The 24277-nt window shown below is 44.5% G+C and carries 15 protein-coding genes; 4 read left to right on the top strand and 11 right to left on the bottom strand.

The genetic code is table 11. The features are described from left to right. Positions 1-2451, bottom strand: coding sequence for an HRDC domain-containing protein (locus B4G81_RS04030; protein ID WP_294080343.1), 2451 nt, complete (start codon positions 2449-2451; stop codon positions 1-3). 196 nt (positions 2452-2647) lie between these two features. Beyond that, positions 2648-2773 (bottom strand): hypothetical protein, encoded by a 126-nt coding sequence (locus B4G81_RS04025; protein ID WP_294080341.1) that lies wholly within the window; start codon positions 2771-2773, stop codon positions 2648-2650. Between the two features lie 207 nt (positions 2774-2980). Between B4G81_RS04025 and B4G81_RS04020 the strand changes: the two genes are divergently transcribed. Then, positions 2981-3847, top strand: a complete 867-nt coding sequence (locus B4G81_RS04020) for an NmrA family NAD(P)-binding protein (protein WP_294080339.1) — start codon at positions 2981-2983, stop codon at positions 3845-3847. A gap of 37 nt (positions 3848-3884) precedes the next feature. Here the strand turns inward: B4G81_RS04020 and B4G81_RS04015 are convergent, their stop codons facing one another. Continuing rightward, positions 3885-4190 (bottom strand): hypothetical protein, encoded by a 306-nt coding sequence (locus tag B4G81_RS04015; RefSeq protein ID WP_294080337.1) that lies wholly within the window; start codon positions 4188-4190, stop codon positions 3885-3887. A gap of 154 nt (positions 4191-4344) precedes the next feature. Between B4G81_RS04015 and pheT the strand changes: the two genes are divergently transcribed. From pheT to B4G81_RS04000, 3 genes are all read left to right on the top strand, one after another. Further along, complete coding sequence (pheT, locus tag B4G81_RS04010) at positions 4345-6807, top strand: phenylalanine--tRNA ligase subunit beta (protein WP_294080336.1); 2463 nt, start codon at positions 4345-4347, stop codon at positions 6805-6807. Positions 6808-6924: 117 nt separating this feature from the next. Further along, a complete protein-coding gene (locus tag B4G81_RS04005) occupies positions 6925-7644 on the top strand; it encodes a YebC/PmpR family DNA-binding transcriptional regulator (protein ID WP_294080334.1) in 720 nt (239 codons plus the stop codon). Positions 7645-8020: 376 nt separating this feature from the next. Next, complete coding sequence (locus B4G81_RS04000; RefSeq protein WP_294080333.1) at positions 8021-9118, top strand: carboxypeptidase-like regulatory domain-containing protein; 1098 nt, start codon at positions 8021-8023, stop codon at positions 9116-9118. 515 nt (positions 9119-9633) lie between these two features. Here the strand turns inward: B4G81_RS04000 and B4G81_RS03995 are convergent. The 8 genes from B4G81_RS03995 to B4G81_RS03960 all read right to left on the bottom strand — a co-directional run bounded on the left by B4G81_RS03995 (position 9634) and on the right by B4G81_RS03960 (position 24271). Beyond that, positions 9634-11877, bottom strand: a complete 2244-nt coding sequence (locus B4G81_RS03995) for a HEAT repeat domain-containing protein (protein ID WP_294080331.1) — start codon at positions 11875-11877, stop codon at positions 9634-9636. A gap of 10 nt (positions 11878-11887) precedes the next feature. Next, positions 11888-14056, bottom strand: coding sequence for a hypothetical protein (locus tag B4G81_RS03990; RefSeq protein WP_294080329.1), 2169 nt, complete (start codon positions 14054-14056; stop codon positions 11888-11890). 10 nt (positions 14057-14066) lie between these two features. Beyond that, complete coding sequence (locus B4G81_RS03985; protein ID WP_294080328.1) at positions 14067-15635, bottom strand: DUF6850 family outer membrane beta-barrel protein; 1569 nt, start codon at positions 15633-15635, stop codon at positions 14067-14069. 19 nt (positions 15636-15654) lie between these two features. Beyond that, positions 15655-16875 (bottom strand): DUF4876 domain-containing protein, encoded by a 1221-nt coding sequence (locus B4G81_RS03980; RefSeq protein ID WP_294080326.1) that lies wholly within the window; start codon positions 16873-16875, stop codon positions 15655-15657. Positions 16876-16918: 43 nt separating this feature from the next. Further along, positions 16919-19807, bottom strand: a complete 2889-nt coding sequence (locus tag B4G81_RS03975; protein WP_294080324.1) for a TonB-dependent receptor — start codon at positions 19805-19807, stop codon at positions 16919-16921. A gap of 110 nt (positions 19808-19917) precedes the next feature. Next, the gene (locus tag B4G81_RS03970; protein WP_294080322.1) at positions 19918-22074 is read right to left on the bottom strand and encodes a hypothetical protein; all 2157 of its coding nucleotides are present in this window, start codon (positions 22072-22074) and stop codon (positions 19918-19920) included. Positions 22075-22617: 543 nt separating this feature from the next. Continuing rightward, the gene (gene meaB, locus B4G81_RS03965; protein WP_294080436.1) at positions 22618-23709 is read right to left on the bottom strand and encodes a methylmalonyl Co-A mutase-associated GTPase MeaB; all 1092 of its coding nucleotides are present in this window, start codon (positions 23707-23709) and stop codon (positions 22618-22620) included. 169 nt (positions 23710-23878) lie between these two features. Then, positions 23879-24271 (bottom strand): DUF1573 domain-containing protein, encoded by a 393-nt coding sequence (locus B4G81_RS03960; RefSeq protein WP_294080321.1) that lies wholly within the window; start codon positions 24269-24271, stop codon positions 23879-23881. Between the last annotated feature and the right edge of the window lie 6 nt (positions 24272-24277).

The raw sequence follows: 24277 nt of genomic DNA, 5'->3' as shown, positions 1-24277 counted from the left end.
TTATTGATATGAGTCTCCACCCCTTTTATGTGCCACGATCATCATGATTTCGGTGTTTGAGAAATCAGCCTGCAACGTGTAGTACACCGGGTCATCGGGTGAAGCGGCCATAAGTTTCTCTTCGGCGAGACGCAGTCGCTCCCGCGGGATAAAATCGGTAATAATCAACTCACCCGTCTCCACATATTTTGCCAGGTGCGTGCCGATGGTCGATACCGCCAACCCCCGCTCGTCGGCTATCTCTTCGACCGTCTTTCCCGAGCGGAACATCTCTAAACTCAAACGCCGGCTGTCTCCCTTCTGCCTCTTCTCTTTTTTCTCTTTCTGTTCTTTCTTTTTTCTCTTCGATGCACTCCTTTCCGGCATACAGGATTGCAATCCTCTTCTTTCACAATACGCCTGAATAATCGATAAGAAAGTTTCTCCGTATTTTTCCACTTTGGCAGGGCCGAATCCAGTAATTTGAAGCAACTCCTTTTTATTTTGGGGTAGGTATTCCGCCATTTCATAAAGTGTTTTACTGCCGGCAACCAAATAAATCGGCAAGTCACGGGGACCACAGATATTGTTTCGCTCCTCCATCAACAACCGGTATAATCCCGGATGCGACAGGTCGGATTTCGTGGAGGAATCCGTTGCATAAGTATTGACGCTGAAGGATGGAACCCTGAAGCTGTTTTTCGCTTTGAAATAGGCTTCGACGGTAGCGTCATTTTTTAATTCACCAAGCAAATATTTTTTCAGGGTCAAGTCAGAAAAGACATCCTGAATATCTTCGTTATACTCAGCGGCATGTGCGCGGCTATCGGTCGAAGCGGGTGATTGTCGTAGCTCGTCCACCAACCGGTCTATCTTTTCCACGAAAAAAGTGGTCGCAGCATCTAAACGACAACCTAAACGCTCTTCATCTACCGGATCGCGGCAAATGATAGAATTCAGCTGTACTTGAAATTTGACTGCCACCCGCTCCAGCTCCTCCAGCTGTTGTTGAATTTTTTTTAAATAGGAGACTGTTTCGTCATTGAAGGACTTACCCCATTCCGTAATTTTCAACGACAAACGCCTTATTTTCGACAAGATACCTCCAAAATCAAAAATCGACAACAAAAGATACGAACGATAAGCTTTACGTGACCTTTCCAACTGACTTTCCAATGCCTCGATTGCCAGTTTGTTTTTCTCATGCTCAATAATCTGACGATCATTACGAATGCTATCCGGATGGATTTTACTCTGTAGCACGATCCCTTCCAACGAGCGGCAACGGCTCAATGCCACGTATACCTGTCCCGGCGCAAAAGCTTGTCCGGCATCAATCACCACTTTATCAAAAGTAAGACCCTGACTTTTATGGATAGTGATAGCCCATGCCAGTCGCAATGGATACTGCGTAAAACGCCCCAGTATATTCTCTTCTATCTGTTTTGTATCGGGATTCGCCGAATAACCGACATTCTCCCATACCACACGTTCCACCTCAATATATTCATCCCCTTCGCAGCGTACAATAATGTGCTCTCCATCAATCTTATCAACCACTCCCGTTTTACCGTTATAATAACGAGCTGCTTCGGTATCATTTCGCAGGAACATCACCTTTGCATCCGGTTTCAATGCCAAAACAGACTCAGTAGGATAATTCCTCTCGGGATAGTCACCCTCTATTTTGGCGACAAATACCTCGGCTTTGCCTTTCAGACGCTCCAACTCCCGAGAATTGACCTGATCGGCCTTGTAATTATGCGTGGTAAGGAGGATGAAATCATCCTCATCTCCAGGTGTAAACAACGGATCATAGCGTTTTTCAAGCATCCGGAAGCTTTCAGGTGAAAGAGAATCGCTCCTGATCTCATTCAATACCCTGATAAAATCGTCGTTCGTCTGGCGGTAGATTTTCTCAAATTCAATATATACCGGTGCATCCTGCATCACTGCCCGGCTATGGAAAAAATAGGGACTTTGATAATATTCCGACAGTAAACGCCACTCCTCCTCCTTCGCGACCGGTGAAAGTTGGAACATGTCGCCGATAAAAACCACCTGCACCCCGCCGAAAAGTTGATCTCCCCGATAGCGGAAATAACGCAGACTGGCGTCGATTGCATCCAGCAAATCGGCCCGCACCATACTTATTTCATCGATTACCAGCAACTCCAGCTCCTGCAATACACGTCGCCGGTGCCCCCGCATCCTTGTCTGGCTGATAAGTTGCTTCCTTCCCTCCGGGGTGGGAACGAATGGAGAAAGGGGCAGTTGAAAAAAAGAATGGATGGTAGTCCCTCCCGCGTTGATCGCCGCCACACCCGTAGGCGCCACCACCGCCACCTGCTTTCCGGAAATCTCTTTCAGACGGCGCAGGAAAGTGGTCTTCCCTGTTCCTGCCTTTCCGGTAATAAACAGGTTCCGATTGGTATGCAGTGCAAATTCAAACGCTAATTGATTGTTGTCCATCTTATCACAATATATGACATCCTCAAGGGCCAATTATTTGAGTGTAAGGCAAAATTAAGTAAAACAACGGAGACTCGGAAATATAAAGGAGCTCAATTTTTCATGCGGATGTATAAAGTCTGCGATTCATCCAATTATTCAGTAGTATCGCTTCATTTTGTCGGCGGTATCTATATATTTTTACCCACTTACCAGGCTACTCCAACAACTGCTTCATTTCCTCTACGAGGAGTTGCGGCTTGCCGTTATATTCACCCGGCTCCAAATGATATTTTCTATCTGAAAAATCTATATATTTACTGTTCAAGGAATTATATTTCATAATTTGGAAAAACACAAAAAAGAGGAGTTGAGAATGTTCTTTGAAGGGTTTTGCGTCAAGCGGCTCGAACGAGCTTCTGATTTTGTGTAGCAATATTTTAGCACAACGACAGTATGACAAATGATTTTAGTCTATCTTTGTTGTAATTAAACCAAGCCCCAAAACGTTTGCGAAAATATAAAGTAGAAACATTAAAACAAGAAATATATGATAATAATAGTTGGTGCAGGCGGACAAATCGGTTCAAATGTTGTGAGAGAATTAGAGCAAAAACAGCTTCCCATACGAGTACGAGCAATAGTGCATAAATCAGCACCTGTTTTCAGTAAATCCGTTGAAGTCATGAAAACGGAATTATTGAACAAGGAAGAAGTAATAGAAGCATTTAAAGGCGGATCGACAATTTTCTTATTAACCCCCGAGCGACCTGATTCAAATGAGATATTAGAAGAAACAAAAATAATCATAGAAAATTATAAAACCGCGATAAAAAATGCGGGCGCAAAGAAGATTGTTTGTTTATCTTGCGGAGGTGCTCAAATTGAAAAAAACACAGGAAATATTTTGATGTCACGGATGTTAGAACAATCTTTTAGCGATATGGAAATTGAAAAAATATTTGTTCGACCGTCATACTATTACAGCAATTGGCTTGGATATTTGGATTTGATGAAAAATGCAGGAATTTTGCCTACTTTTTTCCCGGCCGATTTGAAAGTAGAAATGCATTCCCCTCTTGATGTTGCAAAATTCATTACGAAGTGTATTCTAAACGACAAACAAAGCAATGAAACAACCATTTATGAGTTAGGTGGAGAAAAATATAGCACAAATGATATTGCAAACAGCTTTTCGAAAAAATTGAATAAAGAAATAACAGTACAAGTTGTTCCCATAGAAGACAGAATACAAACTCTAATGTCAGTCGGTTTTACTCATAATACAGCTCAGAATATGTCGGATATGACACAAGCAGTTATTGACAATGTATCTCATTTTGAATTTGAAGATAAGGTAATTAAACTTCCGACGACCTTTGATGATTATTTAGAAAGCGTGTTGAAAATGCTTTAAAAGATATCTCAGGAATAGTGGAATATTCAAAAGAGTTTTACGAATAAAGGTCGAACCGGCCGACAGAGAGCACGCCCTCTTCTTCCACCACCTCCGCCACCTTTTTGTAGGGCCTGTCGATGGCAAAGCGATGCGACCCGTAATGAAACAGGAGTGCCGGCCTACCGGATAAGAGCCGCCAATTCACGCTGCATCTTCCCGATAAAGGGGCGGATACAGGTTGAAGCATATAGCCGAAATTCGGGTGATTGACAAGCGTTATTATGAGTGTGTCCGTCATAGGGGCAAAATTAGCTAAAACCGTGGAAAAGCCGAAATACACAAGTACTAAATTTTTGAACATTGGAAGAGTTATCGCTTTTTTTTGTAATTTTGAACCTTATTTGAAAATTTCAGATTTCAGGATACAAGGATTCAAGTATTTGACTACGTTCTCTCTGACAAATGCATGGTCAAAATGTCTTGTATCTTGATTCTTTTGTCTAAATATTAATCGTATGAACATTTCGTACAACTGGCTCAAAGAGTACCTTCAATTTGATCTGTCGCCGCAGGAGACGGCCGATGCGCTCACCTCCATCGGACTGGAAACGGGAAGCGTGGAAGAGATACAAACCATCAAAGGGGGATTGGAAGGCCTGGTAATCGGTGAAGTGCTGACCTGTGTTCCGCATCCCAATTCCGACCATCTGCATCTGACCACCGTGGATATCGGCACCGGCAATGAGCCGCTTAAAATAGTCTGCGGCGCCCCCAATGTGGCAGCGGGTCAAAAAGTGGTCGTGGCCACTATCGGCACGAAATTATATTCGGGCGATGAGGTGTTCACCATAAAACGTTCCAAGATCCGTGGTGAAGAATCGCACGGCATGATTTGCGCCGAAGACGAGATCGGCATAGGCTCCTCACACGAAGGCATCATCGTACTGCCGGCAGAGGCCAAAACAGGCACACCCGCCAAGAAATACTACAATGTACAGAGCGACTATGTACTGGAAATAGATATCACTCCCAACCGCATAGATGCAGCCTCCCACTTTGGCGTGGCACGTGATTTGGCTGCATGGCTGGAACAGGCAGGCAAGCCATACAAACTCACTAAGCCATCAGTGGAAGGGTTCGCAGTGGATACCCGTGAAGGAGGTATCGAGGTAATTGTGGAGAACAAAGAAGCCTGCCCTCGTTATTCGGGTCTGACCATTCGCAATGTAACCATAAAAGAGAGCCCCGACTGGTTAAAGAACAGATTGTCGGTTATCGGGCTTCGTCCCATCAACAACATCGTGGATATCACCAACTTCGTACTGCATGAAACGGGGCACCCGATGCATGCATTTGATGCGGCAAAAATCACCGGAGGTGAGGTAATCATCCGTACCATGCCCGAGAAGACCAAATTCATCACATTGGATGAACAAGAACGTGAGCTAAGCGAAAACGACCTGATAATCTGTAACTCGGAAGAGGGAATGTGTATCGCCGGTGTGTTCGGGGGATTGGAATCGGGTGTGACCGAAAAAACAACTGATATATTCCTCGAATCAGCCTGTTTCAATCCCACATGGGTGCGAAAAACTGCCCGCCGGCATGGGCTGAATACCGACTCTTCATTCCGCTTCGAACGGGGTGCCGATCCGTCCAATACCATTTATGTATTGAAAAGGGCTGCTATGCTGGTGAAAGAACTGGCAGGCGGGACGATAGAAGGTGAAATAAGAGATATATATCCGGTTCCTGTCGAGAAAGCGCAAGTCAAACTGACTTATAACAAGACCAACAAGCTGATAGGAAAAGAGATAGCAAAAGAAACAATCAAACATATTCTTTACAGCCTTGAGATTGAGGTTGAAAACGAAACGGATGATCAACTCACACTTCGTATCCCCACCTATCGGGTAGATGTAACCCGTGATGTGGATGTGATTGAAGAAATCCTACGGATCTATGGTTATAATAATGTGGAGATAAGCGACGCATTGAAGGCGAACCTCTCTTCTCAAATGCCGGCGGACCGCAAGCAGAAAATGCAGACACTCATATCCGAACAACTTACGGCGAACGGTTTCTATGAGATATTGAACAACTCACTTACTAAGAAGGCATACTACGAGGATTTTCAAAACTATCCACCCTCAAACTGCGTGCCACTGGTCAATCCACTGAGTAACGACCTGAATGTAATGCGGCAGACATTACTATTTGGAGGATTGGAAAGTATTGCTTATAATCGCAATCGTAAACATGGAGATCTTCGGTTCTATGAATTTGGGAACTGCTACTTTTTCGATGCAACCAAAAAGAGCGAAGAAAAAATCCTGGCGCCCTATTCCGAAGAGTTCCATATCGGACTATGGATATGCGGAAAGCGTACCCATAAGAACTGGTCTGCGGCAGAGGAACAAAGTTCCGTATTCGAATTGAAAGCACATGTGGAAAATATCCTGAAAAGGATGGGAATCAATGGAAATAAAGTTTTGTTTGAGACAGAACCGAACGAATTTTTCTCCGTCGGGATGAGCGTCAAAACACACCGGTGCACCCTCGGCTTCTTCGGAATCGTTTCACCGGCAATATGTAAAAAGTTCGATATCGACACAGAGGTATTTTTCGCAGAGTTGAATTGGGATCTGCTGATGAAAGAGGTCGAAAAACAATCAGTTCATTTTACTGAGATACCCAGATTCCCTGCGGTAAGTCGTGATTTGGCACTCTTGATAGACAAACAGGTCACCTTCCGACAAATACGTCAGGTTGCCCTCCAATCAGAAAAGAAAATACTAAAGCAAGTATCTCTGTTCGACGTATATGAAGGGAAAAACCTGCCCGAAGGAAAAAAATCATACGCCGTTAATTTCCTACTTCAGGATGAAGAAAAAACGTTGAACGACAAACAAATCGACAATGTAATGCAACGAATCCGGAAAAATCTGGAGAACGAACTGGGAACACAGTTGAGGTAAGGCCGGGGAGACCCCGGGAACGAGGAAACCGGGAAACGAGAGAATTGAGATTGATGAAATTGGAATCCAAATAATCTTGGTTCTCAAACAATTATTAATTCAAAATTATACACAAGTATGGGAAGAGCATTTGAATATAGAAAAGCAACGAAACTGAAACGATGGGGCAATATGGCCCGCGTATTCACAAAATTAGGAAAACAGATCACGATTGCCGTCCGTGAGGGTGGTCCTGAAGCAGATACCAATCCGCGTCTGCGCGTATTGATACAACAGGCGAAGAAGGAGAACATGCCGAAAGAGAACGTGGAACGCGCCATCAAAAAAGCGACCGACAAGGATCATTCCGACTACAAAGAAGTGGTTTATGAGGGATACGGCCCTTATGGCATCGCCATCGTGGTGGAAACGGCGACCGACAATCCCACCCGTACCGTGGCAAACGTGCGGAGCTATTTCAACAAACATGGCGGTTCATTAGGCACTACCGGCAGCCTGGAATTTTTATTCGACCACAAATGCGTGTTCAAGATCGCTCCCAAAGAAGGTATCTCAATGGAAGACCTGGAGCTGGAACTGATCGACTATGGAGTGGATGAGGTGGAGGCCGACGAGGAGGATATACTTCTCTATGGTGATTTCAAATCTTATTCCGATATCCAAAGTTATCTCGAGGGAAACGGTTTTGAAATCCACTCGGCCGAATTTGAGCGCATCCCCAACGACACCAAGGAACTCAACGAAGAACAACGTGTCCAAATAGAAAAATTATTGGAGAAATTTGAAGAGGACGAAGACGTACAGAATGTCTTCCACAACATGGAGGAAGGGGAATAAACCAAGAGGGAAGTAGCGCACAGCGGAATCGAACCGCTATTCATTGCCTGAGAAACAATTTTCCTAACCGTTAGAAGAGTGCGCCATAACGATTCGAAGGGCAAAATTACAAAAAAATGGTATAATTATTCCAATAGGATGATTTTTTTTATTCTAATAAAGTGATTTTTTATTTTCATTGTCCATGGAAAATCCATAGTGTAATGACCCCACTCCCCGGTCGGCACTGATCCTCTCAGCCACTTTTTTATTGATCCTTTACGCCAAAATAAAAATGCCCCTGCCAGGTATAAATACTTGACAGGGGATTTTATGTAATTTCGGATTCCGTCCCGTCCGACGGTATAATACAAAAAAAAATGACAAAATTAAGGAAATGAGATACTATACGCTTGTTTTGATATTATTACTTCTCGCTATATCAGTGAATGCCCAACAGGTATTGCGTCTCTCAGGAGTTGTGAAGACGACGGCAGGCGGGGCGCTGCCTTATGCCAATATTCGATTAGTCAATGAGAGCGATACCACAAAATTCTATGGAGTTTCTACGGACAATGAGGGTAAGTTTTCAATGACCGCTTCTCCGGGTATTTACTCGCTGGAAATCTCATATATCGGATATATGAAGCAGACAGCTTCGGTACAGTTGGACAAGGATGTCACTCTCCCGGAAATTATATTGGCTGAGGATAACCAGATGATGGATGAAGTAGTGGTCACAGCAAAGAATATCACCTATCATGCTACCGGTTATGTAGCCGAAATATCCGCCAACCCTTTTTATAGGAATTATGACTTGGACCAGATACTGATACTTACTCCGGGTACCAACGTGGTGCGCGATGAGATCAGCCTGTATGGCAAGAGGGTATCCAAAGTGTACGTGGACGGGCGGGAGGTGCGGATGCAGGGCACGGATCTGATGCAGTACCTGCGCAATTTCAACGGGCGCAACGTAAGGCGGATGGAGGTGTTTGCCACCGGCGGACATAGCTCCAACCACAACAGTGATATCCATTATAACACAACCAATATCAATACTCGTTGGCGAACCGGCAAGTGGTCCACCTATCTGATCGGATCATTTGGCAAAGGAAAATCTTCTTCATCGAACAATGTAGAGAATATTTTTCACAATTCCGGGAATAAGCTGTTAACCGAAGATTCTTCCACGGGGAAAACCCCGGGAAATATTTCATCTACAGTCGGATTGGGATACGATATAGACGATTGTAACCTAATTACCGTGGAAGGCATTTTCCGCTCAAGACGAAACAGCTCCCGCATCTTTACAGACACCAGACAGTGGGAATCCGATGCCACCGGTTTCGAGCAAACCACTTCAGGGTTTTCCAATAACAATAACAATGCGAAAATTTATAACCTTTCACTGAACTATACCTACCTGTTCAACGAGAAGAGTTCACTGGTTTTCACGGCAGACCGGGTGCAGAATGATGGGGAGAAGAATTAGGAAAACGACTATGCATATATCAGCGGGGAGAGTATGCAGTATAGGAACCGGGACAAAGAGGCAAATCAAGCACCTTTTCCGTTATGGCAAGAGTCAACTACACGCTAAATTGGGGGAATCGGTCGGCAAAAGTACGGCGTACTTCTACCGGAAATACATCAGAACAAGGACATCTCAGCAATGAGTAATTACTAATAACCAAAGTCGGGAAGCCGAAAACGATAACACAAATAGAGTAGGCATAATTAAAAAATCAAATTGTATGGAAAACGATGCAACAAAAAAATGAGACAATTTACACATCTATAGGCAGATAGAATGAAAAAAATGTATATGCTGGAGCAGTAATAGAGGCAAATAAAAAAATAAAATATTGTCCGATGTGTGGACATGCTTTAACGGATGATAATATAAATCCCGCAAAGCCTCAATATACATATGTTTGCCCCAATTATGGATCAATTGGAACACTCTATTTTTGATCACCCCTTGCAAGGGAGATTCCCTGATCCATATTACATCAGCCGAAGGATACTCTGTCCTATTTCATCCTGCAATTCTTTTGGGGTTTGCTTATCTTTCCGGATAGCCCCCAGCACTTCCACTATTTGCTCTTTCTTCACGCTCCAGCGGAACCAACCCAATGCTTCGGCAAGGACAACCCTCACCTCCGTATCATCACTATTGTCTTTCAGCACCTCCAATAACCCGGCAACCTGTAGGTGGTTATTATAATTTCTCAGGAGGCGGATAGCGGAAATCCGGTCCGGTTGTTCCGCGGTCTTGTCCTGTATCACCATCAAAGATTTGTCGTACCTCACTTTTTGTCCCGAGAAATAAGATACAGCCTGTGCCGCTGTCTCCGAAGGATGCAACAGATGGGAACCGGTAGCCTGACGGTTTATCTCACGGTTTACTTTCTCCCAATCGAACATCGCCAACGAATTCTGGACCGCATACTGTACCCGCTGGCTCTCATTCGAAAAGAGGAGCGTATGTACTAACGGCTCAATCAGTCTTTCATCACCCGAATAACCGGCAAAACGCGCGCCATTCCTCCGTATCAACTCATACGGATCGTTCAGGGCAAGGAGCAGCGCTTCCGTCAGGTGCTTGCCGGAAGATGAATAGAGAATCCGTTGCAGGGCTTGCATCCTCACGCTGTAAAAAGGACTCTCCTTCAGGTATCGCAGCAGCATATCATCATACCCTTTCGGTTTCTTCACGGAGAGTTGCTTCAATGCTATCGCCTGTAAATTGGGATTATCACTCTCCAGATAGGCAAGCCAGACCTTGTTGTCCTTCTTGTGCAACGCAAGGTTTTTGTTCAGCGTAGCCGCATCACGACTACGGTCGGCAGCCGCCGTTCCGGGTGTAAGCCGGAAAGTGGGATCACCGAGGAGATGAGACTCCAGGTACTGGAATTCCTTTTGCCAGAATCCGATCCTGGCTCCTTCCGCGATCATGCCGACCAGTTCCATCGACCATTTGTCCTGCAACACATTGACCGTATTACCCTGGGTCACCACCGTATTCCCATCCGAAAAGACATGATAACCGGCCACATAACCGGGTTGATGGAATGAACCATTATAGCAGGCATCAAAAATAGTGATCCGCGGCCGGGGGGTTATACTTCGTAGGTCGGCGAGCACAATATTGATATCGGCAGCAAAAATAGAATCATTGCTGCGGGTACTCTCCATCAACTCCCGGCTAAAAAAACCGGAAGAGAGGTTATATTCTTTCATCGTACTTTGCGCAAAGGATTCCCTGCGCTCACCGCTATATCTCCGGTATCTGTTCCGCAAGGATATGGAAAGGGCTTCCATAGGGCCGTATCCATCTTCCTTGTGCATGCCAATGATAGGGGGTGCCGGGTACTCCCCGTTGATATACTGGGTGTCGAAAGCACCATGTTCATGGAAAACAAAGAGGTCGGTACCGGACGCTTGCAACCTTTCAAAAAGGTTGTACTTCATAAACGGATCCTGCCGAAAGTTATAAAATGCATTTCCACGGGAGGAACGGAACGCTTCGGGGAACTGTTCTCTAATCACAAACTGTTGGTTTTGCCATACGGTCAGACAATCAGAGTTATAACCATGCCCATTAAAGAATTTGATATTATCGGCATAATTCACCTCTTTATGGGCTTCTACTGCTTTACGAAGGTATTTCCTGAGCAACTCATACATGTCACTTCCCATATCTGAGGGAGGCAACATCCTGGCAGAGTAAAAATCACTTTCTATCACTTGAGGAGAATCCTCCCTGAGTTTATAATAAAAATGACGGGGATTTTTTTCGTCCACGCTGATAAACTCGAACTGCAGGTCGAGGTCATCATAAAAACGGTCGCTGGTAACGGAAGATTCCTCTATCGGGAAAGCTTTTTCATTCATCTTGAAAGCGGTGGTGGCATGTTGGAAATTCCGGACACGTACCACCGGGATATCACCGATAAAGACAGCACCTTCCATCACCGGTTTTTTCCTGTATATCTTTATAATCTCATTTTTCAGGTCATCCGGAGAATTCCAGTCGCCTATCATGACCACCACGCCAAGTCCCTCTTCTTCCAGCACATTTTTATATGCCATCACCTCTTGCGAGGCCTGTGCAAAACTCCCGGAATCAATCACGACCAGAAACCGGGTATCGAACTTTCCGTTCTCGGGAATAATACGCACTGCTGCCGGCAGTAAAAAAATACCGCACGAAAGCATCAACAATAAAAGAGTAGCTATCCTTTTCATCTCATCCATCTTATCTCATATAAACCTCAATCCGGGCAATGCTTTTGCGTAATTCATCCTTCAACGCCGGCGGCGTTTGTGATCCGGAGGCCACTTCTTCAAAAGTATTCACAATAATAACTCTGTTTTGGGAGAGTGTGAACCATCCTAATGCTTCAGCAAGGGTTATCCTCAAAGACTCTTCTTCGGTATCGTCGGCAATCACGTCCAGGTATTCCCCCACCCGGTGGTGATATGCATAGTTCCGTAACATTCTCGCCGCAGAAAGTCTTGCCTTCAACGGCTTCCCCTTGTTGATCACATCATCCGCCATCGCGGCAATTCTCCTACGGGAATCGAGGCTGGCTTTGAATTCTTTCCAGACACGCTCCTTGTCGGGAAAGGAGTTGTTCTCCCCGAGTTGTTTTTTCACCTCTGCTTCCAGCTTGTCCATATCCATCAGGTCGAAAGTAAAGATGGCATTAAAATAAACCCTCTCATCCAGATAATCGTTAAGATATACCGATGCCAGGAAAGGGATAAACCGGTCGGACCCGATCCGCCCCATGGAGAAGACCGACTTGCGCCGAATGAACTCGTATGGATCGTAGATGGAACTCTCTATCAATTCGCCAAAAGCATCCCCTTTATAATGTTGCAGCAAATGGTATACCTGTAACCTGACAGCGTACCATGGGGAATGATGATAGGTAGAAACCAGCAACTCGGGCATTCCTTCATATTGCAAATAAAACAGTTTACGCAGCGCCAATCCTTTCAGGTCGGGATGCTCTTCCCTTTCAAGCACGGAGAGCCAGTAGTCAGGCCCATCAGCATGGAGATCGATTTGCGCGGCTTTTCCTCCGGAGAATCGGAAGGTGGGATCACCGATAATATGCGACTCCAGGATATTGATCTCCCGTGCCCACTCACCTACACGAAAGCCCAGTCCCAACATCCCCATCAGGTCTGATGAACTCTTGTCCTGCAATACATTGACACTGTTTCCAAAGGTAACCAGCGTTTTTCCTCCTCCAAAAACATACTCTCCCGCGATATAACGCTCTTCACGGAAGTCCCCGTTATAGCAGGCGTCGAAGATCACCATCCGGGCATTGGGAGCGATCCGTGGAACATCATCCAGCACGATGCCGGTACGGAGGTCCAACAGTGAATCTTCCTCCATTTTCTCTTTGGAAAAGGCATCTGCAAACCATGCCGGGGCAATCCGATAATGCTCTATCCACTTTTCCATGGCCTCTTCCCTCTCTTCGGGACTCTTTATTCTTTGCAGCGACCGGCGAAAAACGCGCTTGGCCGCATCGTGATATGCTTCCGCGCCCTCACTGTAAGGAATCGCGGTAAGGTATTGCCTGTCGGGGGTTCCATGCTCATGGAAAAACATCAGGTCCATCTCCTCACGCCTCAACTCTTCCTCCAGCAACTCCTTCATAAAGGGATACATGGCGAAGAAGAGGAATTTCGCGGAATCCTTGTCCTTGAATGCCTGGGGGAATTGTTCTTTCATCAGGAGCGCCTGGTCTCTCCAGGCGGTCATACTGTTCGAGAAAGAGCCTTCACCGGTGTAGGAGGTGATCACATCCAACGGATTCTCTTTTTTTCTCTCTGCCAGCAACTTTACAAAATAATCCCTGACCTGCCGGTATCCCTCCTCCCCTTTCCGGGTCGGTTTCAGTCGTCCGGTATAAATATCGCTTTTGATATATTGCGGGGATGCCGCACTGAGGGAATAATAAAAAAACAAGGAATCATCCTCTTTTTGCCCCAAGTATTCGAATGCCAAGTCGAAATCGTCATAAAACCTGTCGGACGGTACCGAAGACTCTCTAAAAGGAAAACGCTCCTGGTCCATTTTAAAGGCAGAAGTAAGATGTTGGGCATCCCGAATCATCGGGACCGGGATATCACCGATGAAAAAGGCTCCTTCGAGCGAATGGTCACGATACATGCCATGCAGGATATTCCTCACCTCCTCCGGGTTCTTCCAATCACGGGAGAAGATCCCGGGAGAGAATCCTTCACTTTCCAGCATCGATGTGTACTGGTCTATCTCAGACTTGCAGGCATTATAAGTTGCCCGGTCGACCATGATGGCAAACCCTTTCCCTGTTGCCGACAGGGAAAGGGTGAGAAAAAACAGTCCGGTTACGATAAACAATCTCTTTTTACTTATCCTCATTCCATCCAACTTAAAATGTAACTCCCGCGCCCAAGTTGGCTATCACCCTATCCCCTCCGCCTTTGGAAGGTTTATAGTAATCGGCAGCCAGCTTCACGAATATGCCCGATTTCTGATTACCGATACCGGTAAAATAGCTGACAGCACCTCCTAGCTTGTAAAAATCCTGCGCCAGGTATACAAAGTCAGGTGTCATAAACTGGGTGATAACGATGGATTCTGGGTCAACGCCACCATAATGGTACTCACCATCGAGATTACTCTTATAGCTGAAATCGGCACCCAGTGTCCAGCTACCCGAAGCACCCGCTTTCATATTCACTTTCCCGTTCACTCCCATATAAAGATTCTTGATATTTCTCTTTGACTCAGGCATGATATAGAGATCGTCGTTGGCACGATAATTGGTGAACAGGCCTACCTTCCATTGATATGCATGGTCGGTTCCCTTATAGAAATCATAGGAGAGACGGATATCATCCTGCCTGTAAGTAGAACGGATACTGCTATATACATCCACCCACTGCTGTACTTCAAAACTGTTATCCAATACCTGCACATATTCGATGGCACTCATCCGGTCACTACTTACAGAGAAGTCAACACGGTGCAGATTCATTCCTTCATACACCATTGCCAGATTGCCATAGAGGGTCTTCTCTTTGATGGAACCTTCTTTTCTCGGCTTGGTGATATCCCTGATCACATCCTCCACCCGGTAGGTATATCCCCCGTGCGCTAAAAGACGGAGCGCCTGAAAATGGTGGACATATTGCAGTTCACCACCCACTTTATTGGCATCGTACTTAAAACCGCCCAACGACTGCAACCCGCCAATCACCGACGTATAGTGGTTTCCCAATCCCTTCATGACAAATACATCCTGATTCACCTCGGAGTCGCTGTTGGTATGCCTGGTCTCCTGCACCATATTCTCATATTCAAAGTTCACGCCCAATTCTTGGTTTTGCAAAAGGGCGACGATTCCCGGCTTCACATTGATGGTGTAATAGTAAATTTCCGATCGGGGATCCACCTGCTTGGCACCGGTATGCGTAGTATATACCGCTTGCAATCCAAATAGATATCTATCAAAAAAGGGTCTCGACGATACTTTCATCTCCAGATTGTAGTCTTGTTTTTTCCAGTCGCTGATATTGGGATCAACCGGAAAAAAGGGTACCCCCCTGTAAGGATCCAGCATAGCCGTGTTGAATTTTGAATCACGGGTAGTATTCCTATTATAGGAAAATCGTCCCCAGAGGTATGTTTCTCCAAGTTTCCGTCCACCTTCGGTATCGACTACCAATGTGCTTTCTTTGTCTCCCTGCTGTACTCTTTTGAAATCTCCGCTCTTCATCCGGTAACCCGCTTCAATTGAACCGAAATTCCCTAAATTATCCAATACCAATCCGGCACTATTGCCGGTATCAAACCATACCGACCGGGCTTTATGCAATTCAATGGAAGCTGGGGAATGAAGCGTTTCCTGCTCCTGTGCCTGAACATATTGTATAAATTGAAAAGCCAAGACAATAGCCAAGCCTCCTTTTACATATTTACTGTTTCCTTTCTTCATAATCATAACCTGTTAAACGCTATTTCCATGTATTCCAGGATGGGACTTTCACATCGTATCTCCTGATAACCGGTGGATCCATCACTTCAAAATCGTCGGTACTATTATTGGTGTCTTGCAGGATAACCCTCCCGTCGGGCAAGGTCTCCTTCACTTTCCGGGCCACACTCTTACTCAAATAAGTGCCATTTACCGTGGCCGCACCCGCATCGAGCATGGCAGGCACTCGTTTAAGCTGCATCTGATTGGGATTACCTACATTCTCCAACGCATCTATCACCACTTCTATGGGTATCCGGTAACTTTTGGCGGTAGAGCCTTCCGGACTTACAGTCTCAGTAGGGCTGTTAGGATCTATGGGCCCGGGAGGATAGAAGATAACAAATGCACCCCCAAAGACGGTAGTCAACCATTGAGGTAATGGTGAAGGCCAGAAAGCCATACTCATATTAATAGCGGGGTTATCCTGTATCAGCGCTGTGGTCTTTACCAATCCTTCAAACTCAGCACTCAACAAATTCACCGGCGAGCTGGGGTTTAAATTGCTTTTTTTGTGATCATCCGCCATCTGCGCTATAATAATCGATTCTCCCGGATTTAACGGGAAATCAGCGGTATCGGGTATCTGCCAGATATTGGAAGCATAGACATATTTATCTGCATCGGGACCGGGCCATACCGGCAGATTGGCTGTTGCTGTATTCGGATTAAGATACCCGATGGCAAGTCCTCTTACATTTTGTTCGATCTCACTGTTATTGTAGATCTCATAAAACTGGTCCCGGAAATAAGAACCTCCTGAAGGTGTCTTTGATCCACAGTAGAAAACCTCTTTAAAGACAAGCGCGCCTGCCCGTGAGGCTCCCACTTTTACATCGATTTGCTTATCATTGGTCACAATATTCACATTCACGGCATTACCATTGTAATTATAGGTAAAACCATCCTCATTCTTCTCGGCACTGACCGTAACGGTATAGATACCGGGAATAATATTATCCACCTTGATATCTCCTTCGGGTGATACGGCAACCCCTAGTTCATATCTTTCCGTAAAATTGGTCAGCCTGACTTTTACTTCATCCGGCATAGGAGCTCCTTGGAGGTCAAACGAAATATTGATCTTTGCACTTAATGACTCCACTTCCTTGATGTTCGAAACATCCCGAAACTGCTCACAGGAGACAGTTATAAACAGAAAGAGAAGAAATATGGCGTATATATATTTTATATGTCTCATATTGTTAAAATTTTTACCAACATATTCCAAATGGGAGGAATGCTTATTTTAGTTTTACCATAAGTTCAAACCCGAAATACATGGGAATATTAAGCCTGATAAAAGAACCGGGTGAACGCTTCGTTTCGTATAACGGTCTGCGATTAAACATATTATTCACATAAAACGAAGCTTTCAGATTCTCCCCGATCTCTTTAGTGAGATGGAAGTTAAGCAGTAGTACGGGAAAATAAGATTCTACCACTTCCCTGGTGGAACTTCGGCTCTCAAACAAATAGGCAAACTCGGGATCCTCTTTCAGTGAATTGTCGAAAGGCTTTACTTTTCCGTCCAACCTCGAGATATAAGCCACAAAAGTGGTGTCATTGCCATAATTGTTCCAGTATTTGTTTAACCAGCTCACCTGCGCAGTAGCAGTCAGTACAAATCCTATGGAAGGAATATTATGAGTAGCTCTCAGTGTAGTAGTCAAACGCTCCCTCTGCAGTTTCTCCACTCCTTTTTCATAAATACCCACATTTCTTTCCAGCTCATTGCGATTCTTCTGATTACTGAAGCTATACCCTTCATTCCAGTCGGTGGAACGCATATAGGCTCCATTCAATACAAAGGAGGTACGTATGGCATTGATACGGCCGAAATCAAAATCGAACTCCACTCCCCGGTTATGCGATCTGGCATCATTCAAAGGAGTAGCAAAAGAGATAAAAATATTATGTTTATCCTTCTCTCGTAACGTTGGGATTGCGCCCGGATTATGGGTCGCCTCCTCATATTCGATATACTCCAGCCATCTGTAGGAATCTATGGTTCTCGCCAACCTGTAACCATCTCTTAGCTGTTCATCATAGGCTGTGACGGAAAACCGCATTTTATTAATTCTCAGATCGACTCCTACCTCTTTCTTATGATTTGTAGCAATCTTGAGATCCTTGTTCTCTGTATTGAATACTCTCGTAGATGCCAAAAAAAGTTGCTCATTCTCAGGTATAAAAGAAGAATTGAGTGTATTGAAATGGACAAAATCGTAATAAGCATCTTCCGGATAGAGATACAAAACGGTAGGGGCTTTTGCTGTCACCCCAAGACCTCCCCGCAGCCACAATTTACCGGGAAGGATGTCAAAAGAAAAATTAGAACGGGGAGAAAAAACACTTTTGGCATTTATATGGTCATAACGCATACCGGCCTGTATAGTTAACTCCCGATCGGCAATGCTCCATAAGAAATTTTCTTCGCCATACAGCGAGAACTGGTTCACAAAAGGTATGGATGAGTATTTCCGGGGTCTGGGGGATGAATTCTCCGAAGTGTTACTTCGCAGAGGGGGATTGTTCAGGTCATACACCTTCCCATCGCCAAGATTTCCATCGGTCTTAAAGTTCACTCCCACGAGGATTCTGTTCATCACATTGTCCACTTTTTTCGAGAAGGAAGCATTCACATTGGCAAACAGATTGATTTCCTTTCCGTAAATATCATAGCTGCTTTTATATTCGTTCGGGAGATAGGTGGCAATCAGGTTGGCCTCGTTCGAAGGGATATGGGTCAACTCTTTTCCATCGGCATCATATACCTTTTGACCGGGTCTGTTGCTCAATATAGCCCCATCGGTATTGGACATAGAATAGGCTGCAAAAGCATTCCCGAGAAGTTCCCTGCTATAAGAATGTTTATCCCGGTAACTTCCCGAAAGGGTATATTTCACGTTTTTCATCCAACCTTTATTGAGATTCCATGTTCCATTTGTATTGAACCGCAGCCCCACATCCCGGGCACCTGTTTCAAGTTGGCTCCGCAGGTCATCGGGATTCTTATCCCGGGTATCCTTTCCAAGGGAAAAATCAAACGAAGTATTGCTGAAAATACTTCCGAACCGGTTGGAGTACATTGCCCGGGCGGTAGCCCGTTGATAATAGGCGTATGCTTTTGTAGCATCCGTGACACCATACGCATAATCACCGCTAAGATTCAAATTTCCTTTTCCTTCACCCAAGCTCACACCTTTGCTTACCGAAGCCTGATAAACATTCGGATCTGTTTTAAGCCGTATTGTCAGCGGCTCACGTCCTGCTTTCGATCGTATAATAACCGCTCCCGAAGTAAGATCCCCATGTTCTACCGAAGGAATACCGCGGATCACCTCCACCGACTCGATATTATCCGTCGAGAGTGAACGCACATCAAGCCCTGTATTGGGTGATGATCCACCACCAATCGTCCCCCCGCTGCCACTGATAGAGGGTGATAGGGTTTGCAGATTGGCATTATTCGATAAAGGGGCTCCATCAATAATAATGGCAGTACCCATGCTATTCATATTGGCAGCATCGGTAGGTGTGGGGATATTTACATTCAAACGATCTGCACCAAGACTTCTGATAGTAAACGTCTTGGCGGTAGCAAGCCCGCTTTCAGGAGATACGATTCCTCCCGGTAAAAGTTGCATAATATCCCTCAGCGAAGAGGTTTGAAGGTGGTCCATAGCCTGTCTCGAGATAGTAGATGAAGTTGCTTTTCCCGCCTTACTTTCCTGGGCTACTATCGTGACTTCCAGCAACCTAAAGGTGCTTTGTTTCATTTTAAAAATCATATCAGTAACTCCCGGAACAATCGTGAGGGTAGTATCAATTGTTTCCATTCCCATAAAATCGATTTTCACATTGATACGCCCCGGATATAGCTGGTTGAACTGAAATTCACCCTTGCTGTTAGTAGCTGTCCCCACCCCCAGGGGTAAGATCTGCACAGTAGCAAATTCAATCGCTATATTTTCATTTTCAGATTCTACTACTTTTCCTTTCAATGTGGCGGAACCGGTTTGTCCATAACTCTGAACAGATCCCGATGTCAGCACTATTATCAAAACCAATACATGCGATAGTGATTTCCATTCCACATATCTCGGGTTCACATTTCCGTTTTTATCCATAATTTATTACCATTAAAATAGAGTTTATATCGAATAAGATTTTAGATGTCAGATTACCAATTATCTTATTCCTTAATCAATATAATATCTAATAGAATTAACTGAAACAATCAATCTGTCAATCTACTTACTGTCCGCAACAGTTCATTCTTCACAGCCTCATCACTCTCTACGGCAGCCTGTGCAGTACAAAACGCCACGATCTCATCCCTTTTCCATGAGTGGGTAAACCATCCGAATGCCTCTGCCAACAGCACTCTCAAGTCATGATCATCCGAGTCTTTCATAAAAATGAACAACTGGTCGAGATAAGCCACATTATTAGAATTCCTCAGCCCGGTGATTGTAAATCGTTTGTTACGGGGTTCAACCGCAGGATCAAGTAGCTTCTTAAAAGCAGTCTCAGTTCCGGTGAGCGAATTTTCCAGTCTTTTTCTCTCTTCGGCTTTCTGTTCATACCATATCCCTTCTTTTCCTTTCAGTTCCGCATCGTATGCCGCAAGGACTGCCTCTTTGGGATATACGTCGGTTGCACCTTTCAGCTGGAAGTCCACTCTTTTGGTTACCCCCGGCGACAAGCGGAGTTTAATGATATCCTCCAAGAGAAGGGGGGACTGATTGTCGGATGCGTCGCGGGCAGCGAACCGGCGTATCAGTTCATAGCTGTCGTACAATCCGGCCTTGATGGATGGAACCATCATCTCGTTGTATTTTTTATGAGTCAGGTAATAAGCCATAAGGCGTACAGTAGGTTTGAGATTTTCCGTCTGAATACGGTAGAGTTCTTCGGTCGAAATATTTCCGCTATTAAAAAGCATCTTTATGGCCAATGCTTCCACTTCCGGATTATGATCCTTCAACAGTCCTTTCCAATATCTGACATCGTCTCTCCTGTATGCTATGGCATCATTCAATCCGTTCAAATCACTCCGGTTACTCACATACCGGTAGGTAGGATCACCGATAAGATGCGACTCGAGAGTAAAGAGTTCTTTTGCCCAATTCCCCACGCTCACGCCAAGATCCAGCAATCCAATCAACTGATAAGACCATACATCCTGCAAGGAATTCACAGAACTAGCCTTCACCACTACGGTATGGCCCGGGTTAAAAATATAATGTCCGCTGATATAATCATCAAGATGGAAAGAGCCGGTAAAACAGGCGTCCAACAGTACAAAACGGGCGCCGGATTTATAATTCTCCAAGTCTTCAATATGCAAATCCAACAAAGCGTCCTGCAAACTATCCTGTATTACGATCTCCGGATTGAAGACATTTGCCAACCATGATTCCGGTATATTATAATTATCAATATAATATTGTTTCGATGCGACCGAGTCTTTGGCATTACGGACTTTTCCCCTGAAAAATTTCCGGGCCATTTCCAGCCATTCACCGGCCATACTTTTCACCGGAGCGCCATTGAGAAGCTGTGTATCATCCGCACCATGATGATGCAGTATGGCCACATCCAGATCTTCCCTCCCCACCTCAGCCATCAGGCGATGTTTCACATAATCATCATAACTATGGTCGATATAATTCAGCATTCCCTTCCCATTGGCCAGATTGACAAACTGGGAGGTGAGTGCTATCCTTTCATCGGCCCTTGCAACCATGCAATTGGAATTATAACCATGGCCGGTAAAATAGGTAATGTTGGATATTTTTCTTGTATTTTGCTTCTCCCGCACTACCTTTTCCAGATAACTATCAATCAACTCGAATCTCGTCTTACCCTCATACTGGGGAGGTTTAATCCTTGCGCTGTAAATTTCACTGTTTACCGATTGTGCCCCTTCAGGAGACAAATTATAATAATGATAGAGAGTATTGACGCTATCTTTCCGGATATAATCGAATTTCAAACCAAAATCATCATAAAATCTGTCGGACGGAACGGAAGATTGATCCCATGGTCTTCGCTGATCCATTTTGAATGCGGTGGTAAGATGCTGCCCATTACGAATCATCGGGACAGGTATATCTCCTACAAATACGGCACCTTCCAGATTATCTGTTTTATATAAAGCGTATAACACCCCCCTGATGGAATCCGGAATATTCCATTTATCTACAATAATATGCGTTCTGAGACCATCCGCTTCGACAGAAGCTGCATATTTATGGATGGAAGCACCACAATTTTCCATCACCTCTTTATCAACAACAATTGCAAAACACCCTGTTCTTTTCCCTGCAAACAGGGATGCACAGGAGACAGTGGATAGTAATAAAACAATGAGAGTAGAACGAATTTTCATTTTAAAGTAATTTAATAAGAAGGACAAACTTTCATAATAAAGCAGACAGAAATAAATAAACAAACAAGAAATAGATGATAATCATTGAGCTCTTATTTGCTATTTAATAAAAAACCGTAAAGGGATTCCGATACAATAATATATTGTAATTATGTGATTTTAATCAACTTTACAAAATTAACCTGCAAAAAAAATATCAAAGCAACGCTCCATTTATAACCAAAAACAAACAAACACCGCAAATGTAATTAAATATTTCTATTTTTACTCCATTCTTGCTATCAATTTGAAATCACCCTGCTTATTTTCCGGTTTACAAAATTAATAATACCAATTGAGGTATACAATCCCAATAACTAATAATTATTCACATATATTATCCCCATTTATAGGGATTTTTTCATTCAGCCCAAAGAGTAAAGGGCAAACTTGTTCGAAAACTAACCATCGAAACTTTTATAATATATTTTTATTTAAGGCTAAAAGAATTCAAAAAACGGTGCTCTCTCATTTATCAAAGTGTACTGATACTGTCTTCAAATCTCACCTTTTCTTCAAGTAAAAGAGGTCCAGCGCCTCCCTGGCGGCAATAAAGGAACTTTTACGGTTACAGAGGACATCATCTTCCAGTTTCTCCAATAACCCGGCAATCTCCGGATCCCGGTAAAAACTGTTGCGTAATTGCTCATTAATGGTTTCATACATCCAATATTTAGCCTGCTCATTCCGCTTGCGATTGAAATAGCCGTTTTCCTTCACAAAATCGATATATTCATGAATCATCTCCCAAACTTCAGGAATGCCAAGGCTATAATATCCCGAATAGGTTAGCACCTTGGGCAACCATCCCGACTCGGGAAGCGGAAAAAGATGCAACGCATTGCTGAAATGACGCTGCGCCATCTTCGCCTTTTCAATGTTATCTCCGTCGGCTTTATTGATCACGATACCGTCAGCCATCTCCATAATCCCCCGCTTGATGCCCTGCAACTCATCACCCGTGCCGGCGAGTTGGATCAACAAAAAGAAATCGACCATTGAATGGACAGCGGTCTCCGACTGCCCTACTCCCACGGTCTCCACAAACAGATAATCAAATCCGGCTGCTTCACAAAGGACAATGGTCTCCCGGGTCTTACGGGCTACCCCACCCAATGATCCTGCGGCAGGAGAAGGCCGAATAAAAGCATCCTGTTCCAAAGAGAGTTTTTCCATCCTTGTTTTATCACCGAGGATACTGCCCTTCGATCGTTCACTCGACGGGTCGATAGCCAGCACTGCCAGCTTATGACCCTTTCGCAGCAGATGCATCCCGAACGCGTCGATAGAGGTGCTCTTACCTGCTCCGGGGACACCGGTAATCCCTACACGGATAGAATTACCGGCATGAGGAAGGCACTGTTCGATAATGGCCTGTGCTTTTTCCTGATGATCAGGACGTGAACTCTCTACCAAGGTCACGGCCTGGCTAAGTACCACCCTGTTACCCGCCAGGATACCTTCAACATAGTCTGTCACAGAACGCTCTTGTTCCCTGCTCTTTTTCTGCAAGTACGGATTCACACTTGGTGGTCGGGAGACTCCTTTATTGACAATAAGCCCTTTATACCTCGGATCGTTTTCGGGATGTTCCATCATATCTTTATTCTTGAAGTTTCGTAAATTGTGTAATTGCATCTAAAGACCTTGGTTTTAGTTACATATATTTCAAATACACATACGAACCTTGCGTATTTAATTAAAAAACCGAATGAACTTCTACAAAGATAGTTCATCCGGCCTTTATTTCCTATCGAAACGATATTTATTGTTTGGGTGTTACATTTCCTTTAATAGTGAGCACATATACCGTATCCGGGACATTCGTGTATACCCGGATCGTCTTGTTAAATGTGCCGGGACGCCGCACGGTGGAATAAGTGGCGGAGATAGTCCCCGATTTGCCCGGCAATACCGGTTCTTTGGTATAACTGGGAGTAGTGCAACCGCAAGATGCCGATACTCGTTGGATGATAAGCGGACTTTTACCTGTATTGGTAAATTCAAACTGTGTAGAAACCGAACCCATCTCTTCTTTGATAATACCGAAATTATGCTCCGTTCTCTTAAAATCCATTTCCGGATTATTCTGCTTCTGAGAAAAAGCCATACTGCCCACAAAAACAGTCAATAATACTACTAAACTCAATTTTTTCATCTTTCC

Origin of the sequence: Proteiniphilum sp. UBA5384, from assembly GCF_002410825.1 — a bacterium.
Lineage (GTDB): Bacteria > Bacteroidota > Bacteroidia > Bacteroidales > Dysgonomonadaceae > Proteiniphilum.
Note: the sequence above shows the minus strand (reverse complement) of the source record. Positions and strands in the feature narration are given on the sequence as shown.

Excerpts from the sequence above, each read along its gene's own strand:
- B4G81_RS04030 (WP_294080343.1), bottom strand. The coding sequence starts at position 2,451 with ATGGACAACAATCAATTAGCGTTTGAATTTGCACTGCATACCAATCGG.
- B4G81_RS04025 (WP_294080341.1), bottom strand. The coding sequence starts at position 2,773 with ATGAAATATAATTCCTTGAACAGTAAATATATAGATTTTTCAGATAGA.
- B4G81_RS04020 (WP_294080339.1), top strand. The coding sequence starts at position 2,981 with ATGATAATAATAGTTGGTGCAGGCGGACAAATCGGTTCAAATGTTGTG.
- B4G81_RS04015 (WP_294080337.1), bottom strand. The coding sequence starts at position 4,190 with ATGTTCAAAAATTTAGTACTTGTGTATTTCGGCTTTTCCACGGTTTTA.
- pheT (WP_294080336.1), top strand. The coding sequence starts at position 4,345 with ATGAACATTTCGTACAACTGGCTCAAAGAGTACCTTCAATTTGATCTG.
- B4G81_RS04005 (WP_294080334.1), top strand. The coding sequence starts at position 6,925 with ATGGGAAGAGCATTTGAATATAGAAAAGCAACGAAACTGAAACGATGG.
- B4G81_RS04000 (WP_294080333.1), top strand. The coding sequence starts at position 8,021 with ATGAGATACTATACGCTTGTTTTGATATTATTACTTCTCGCTATATCA.
- B4G81_RS03995 (WP_294080331.1), bottom strand. The coding sequence starts at position 11,877 with ATGAAAAGGATAGCTACTCTTTTATTGTTGATGCTTTCGTGCGGTATT.
- B4G81_RS03990 (WP_294080329.1), bottom strand. The coding sequence starts at position 14,056 with ATGAGGATAAGTAAAAAGAGATTGTTTATCGTAACCGGACTGTTTTTT.
- B4G81_RS03985 (WP_294080328.1), bottom strand. The coding sequence starts at position 15,635 with ATGAAGAAAGGAAACAGTAAATATGTAAAAGGAGGCTTGGCTATTGTC.
- B4G81_RS03980 (WP_294080326.1), bottom strand. The coding sequence starts at position 16,875 with ATGAGACATATAAAATATATATACGCCATATTTCTTCTCTTTCTGTTT.
- B4G81_RS03975 (WP_294080324.1), bottom strand. The coding sequence starts at position 19,807 with ATGGATAAAAACGGAAATGTGAACCCGAGATATGTGGAATGGAAATCA.
- B4G81_RS03970 (WP_294080322.1), bottom strand. The coding sequence starts at position 22,074 with ATGAAAATTCGTTCTACTCTCATTGTTTTATTACTATCCACTGTCTCC.
- meaB (WP_294080436.1), bottom strand. The coding sequence starts at position 23,709 with ATGGAACATCCCGAAAACGATCCGAGGTATAAAGGGCTTATTGTCAAT.
- B4G81_RS03960 (WP_294080321.1), bottom strand. The coding sequence starts at position 24,271 with ATGAAAAAATTGAGTTTAGTAGTATTATTGACTGTTTTTGTGGGCAGT.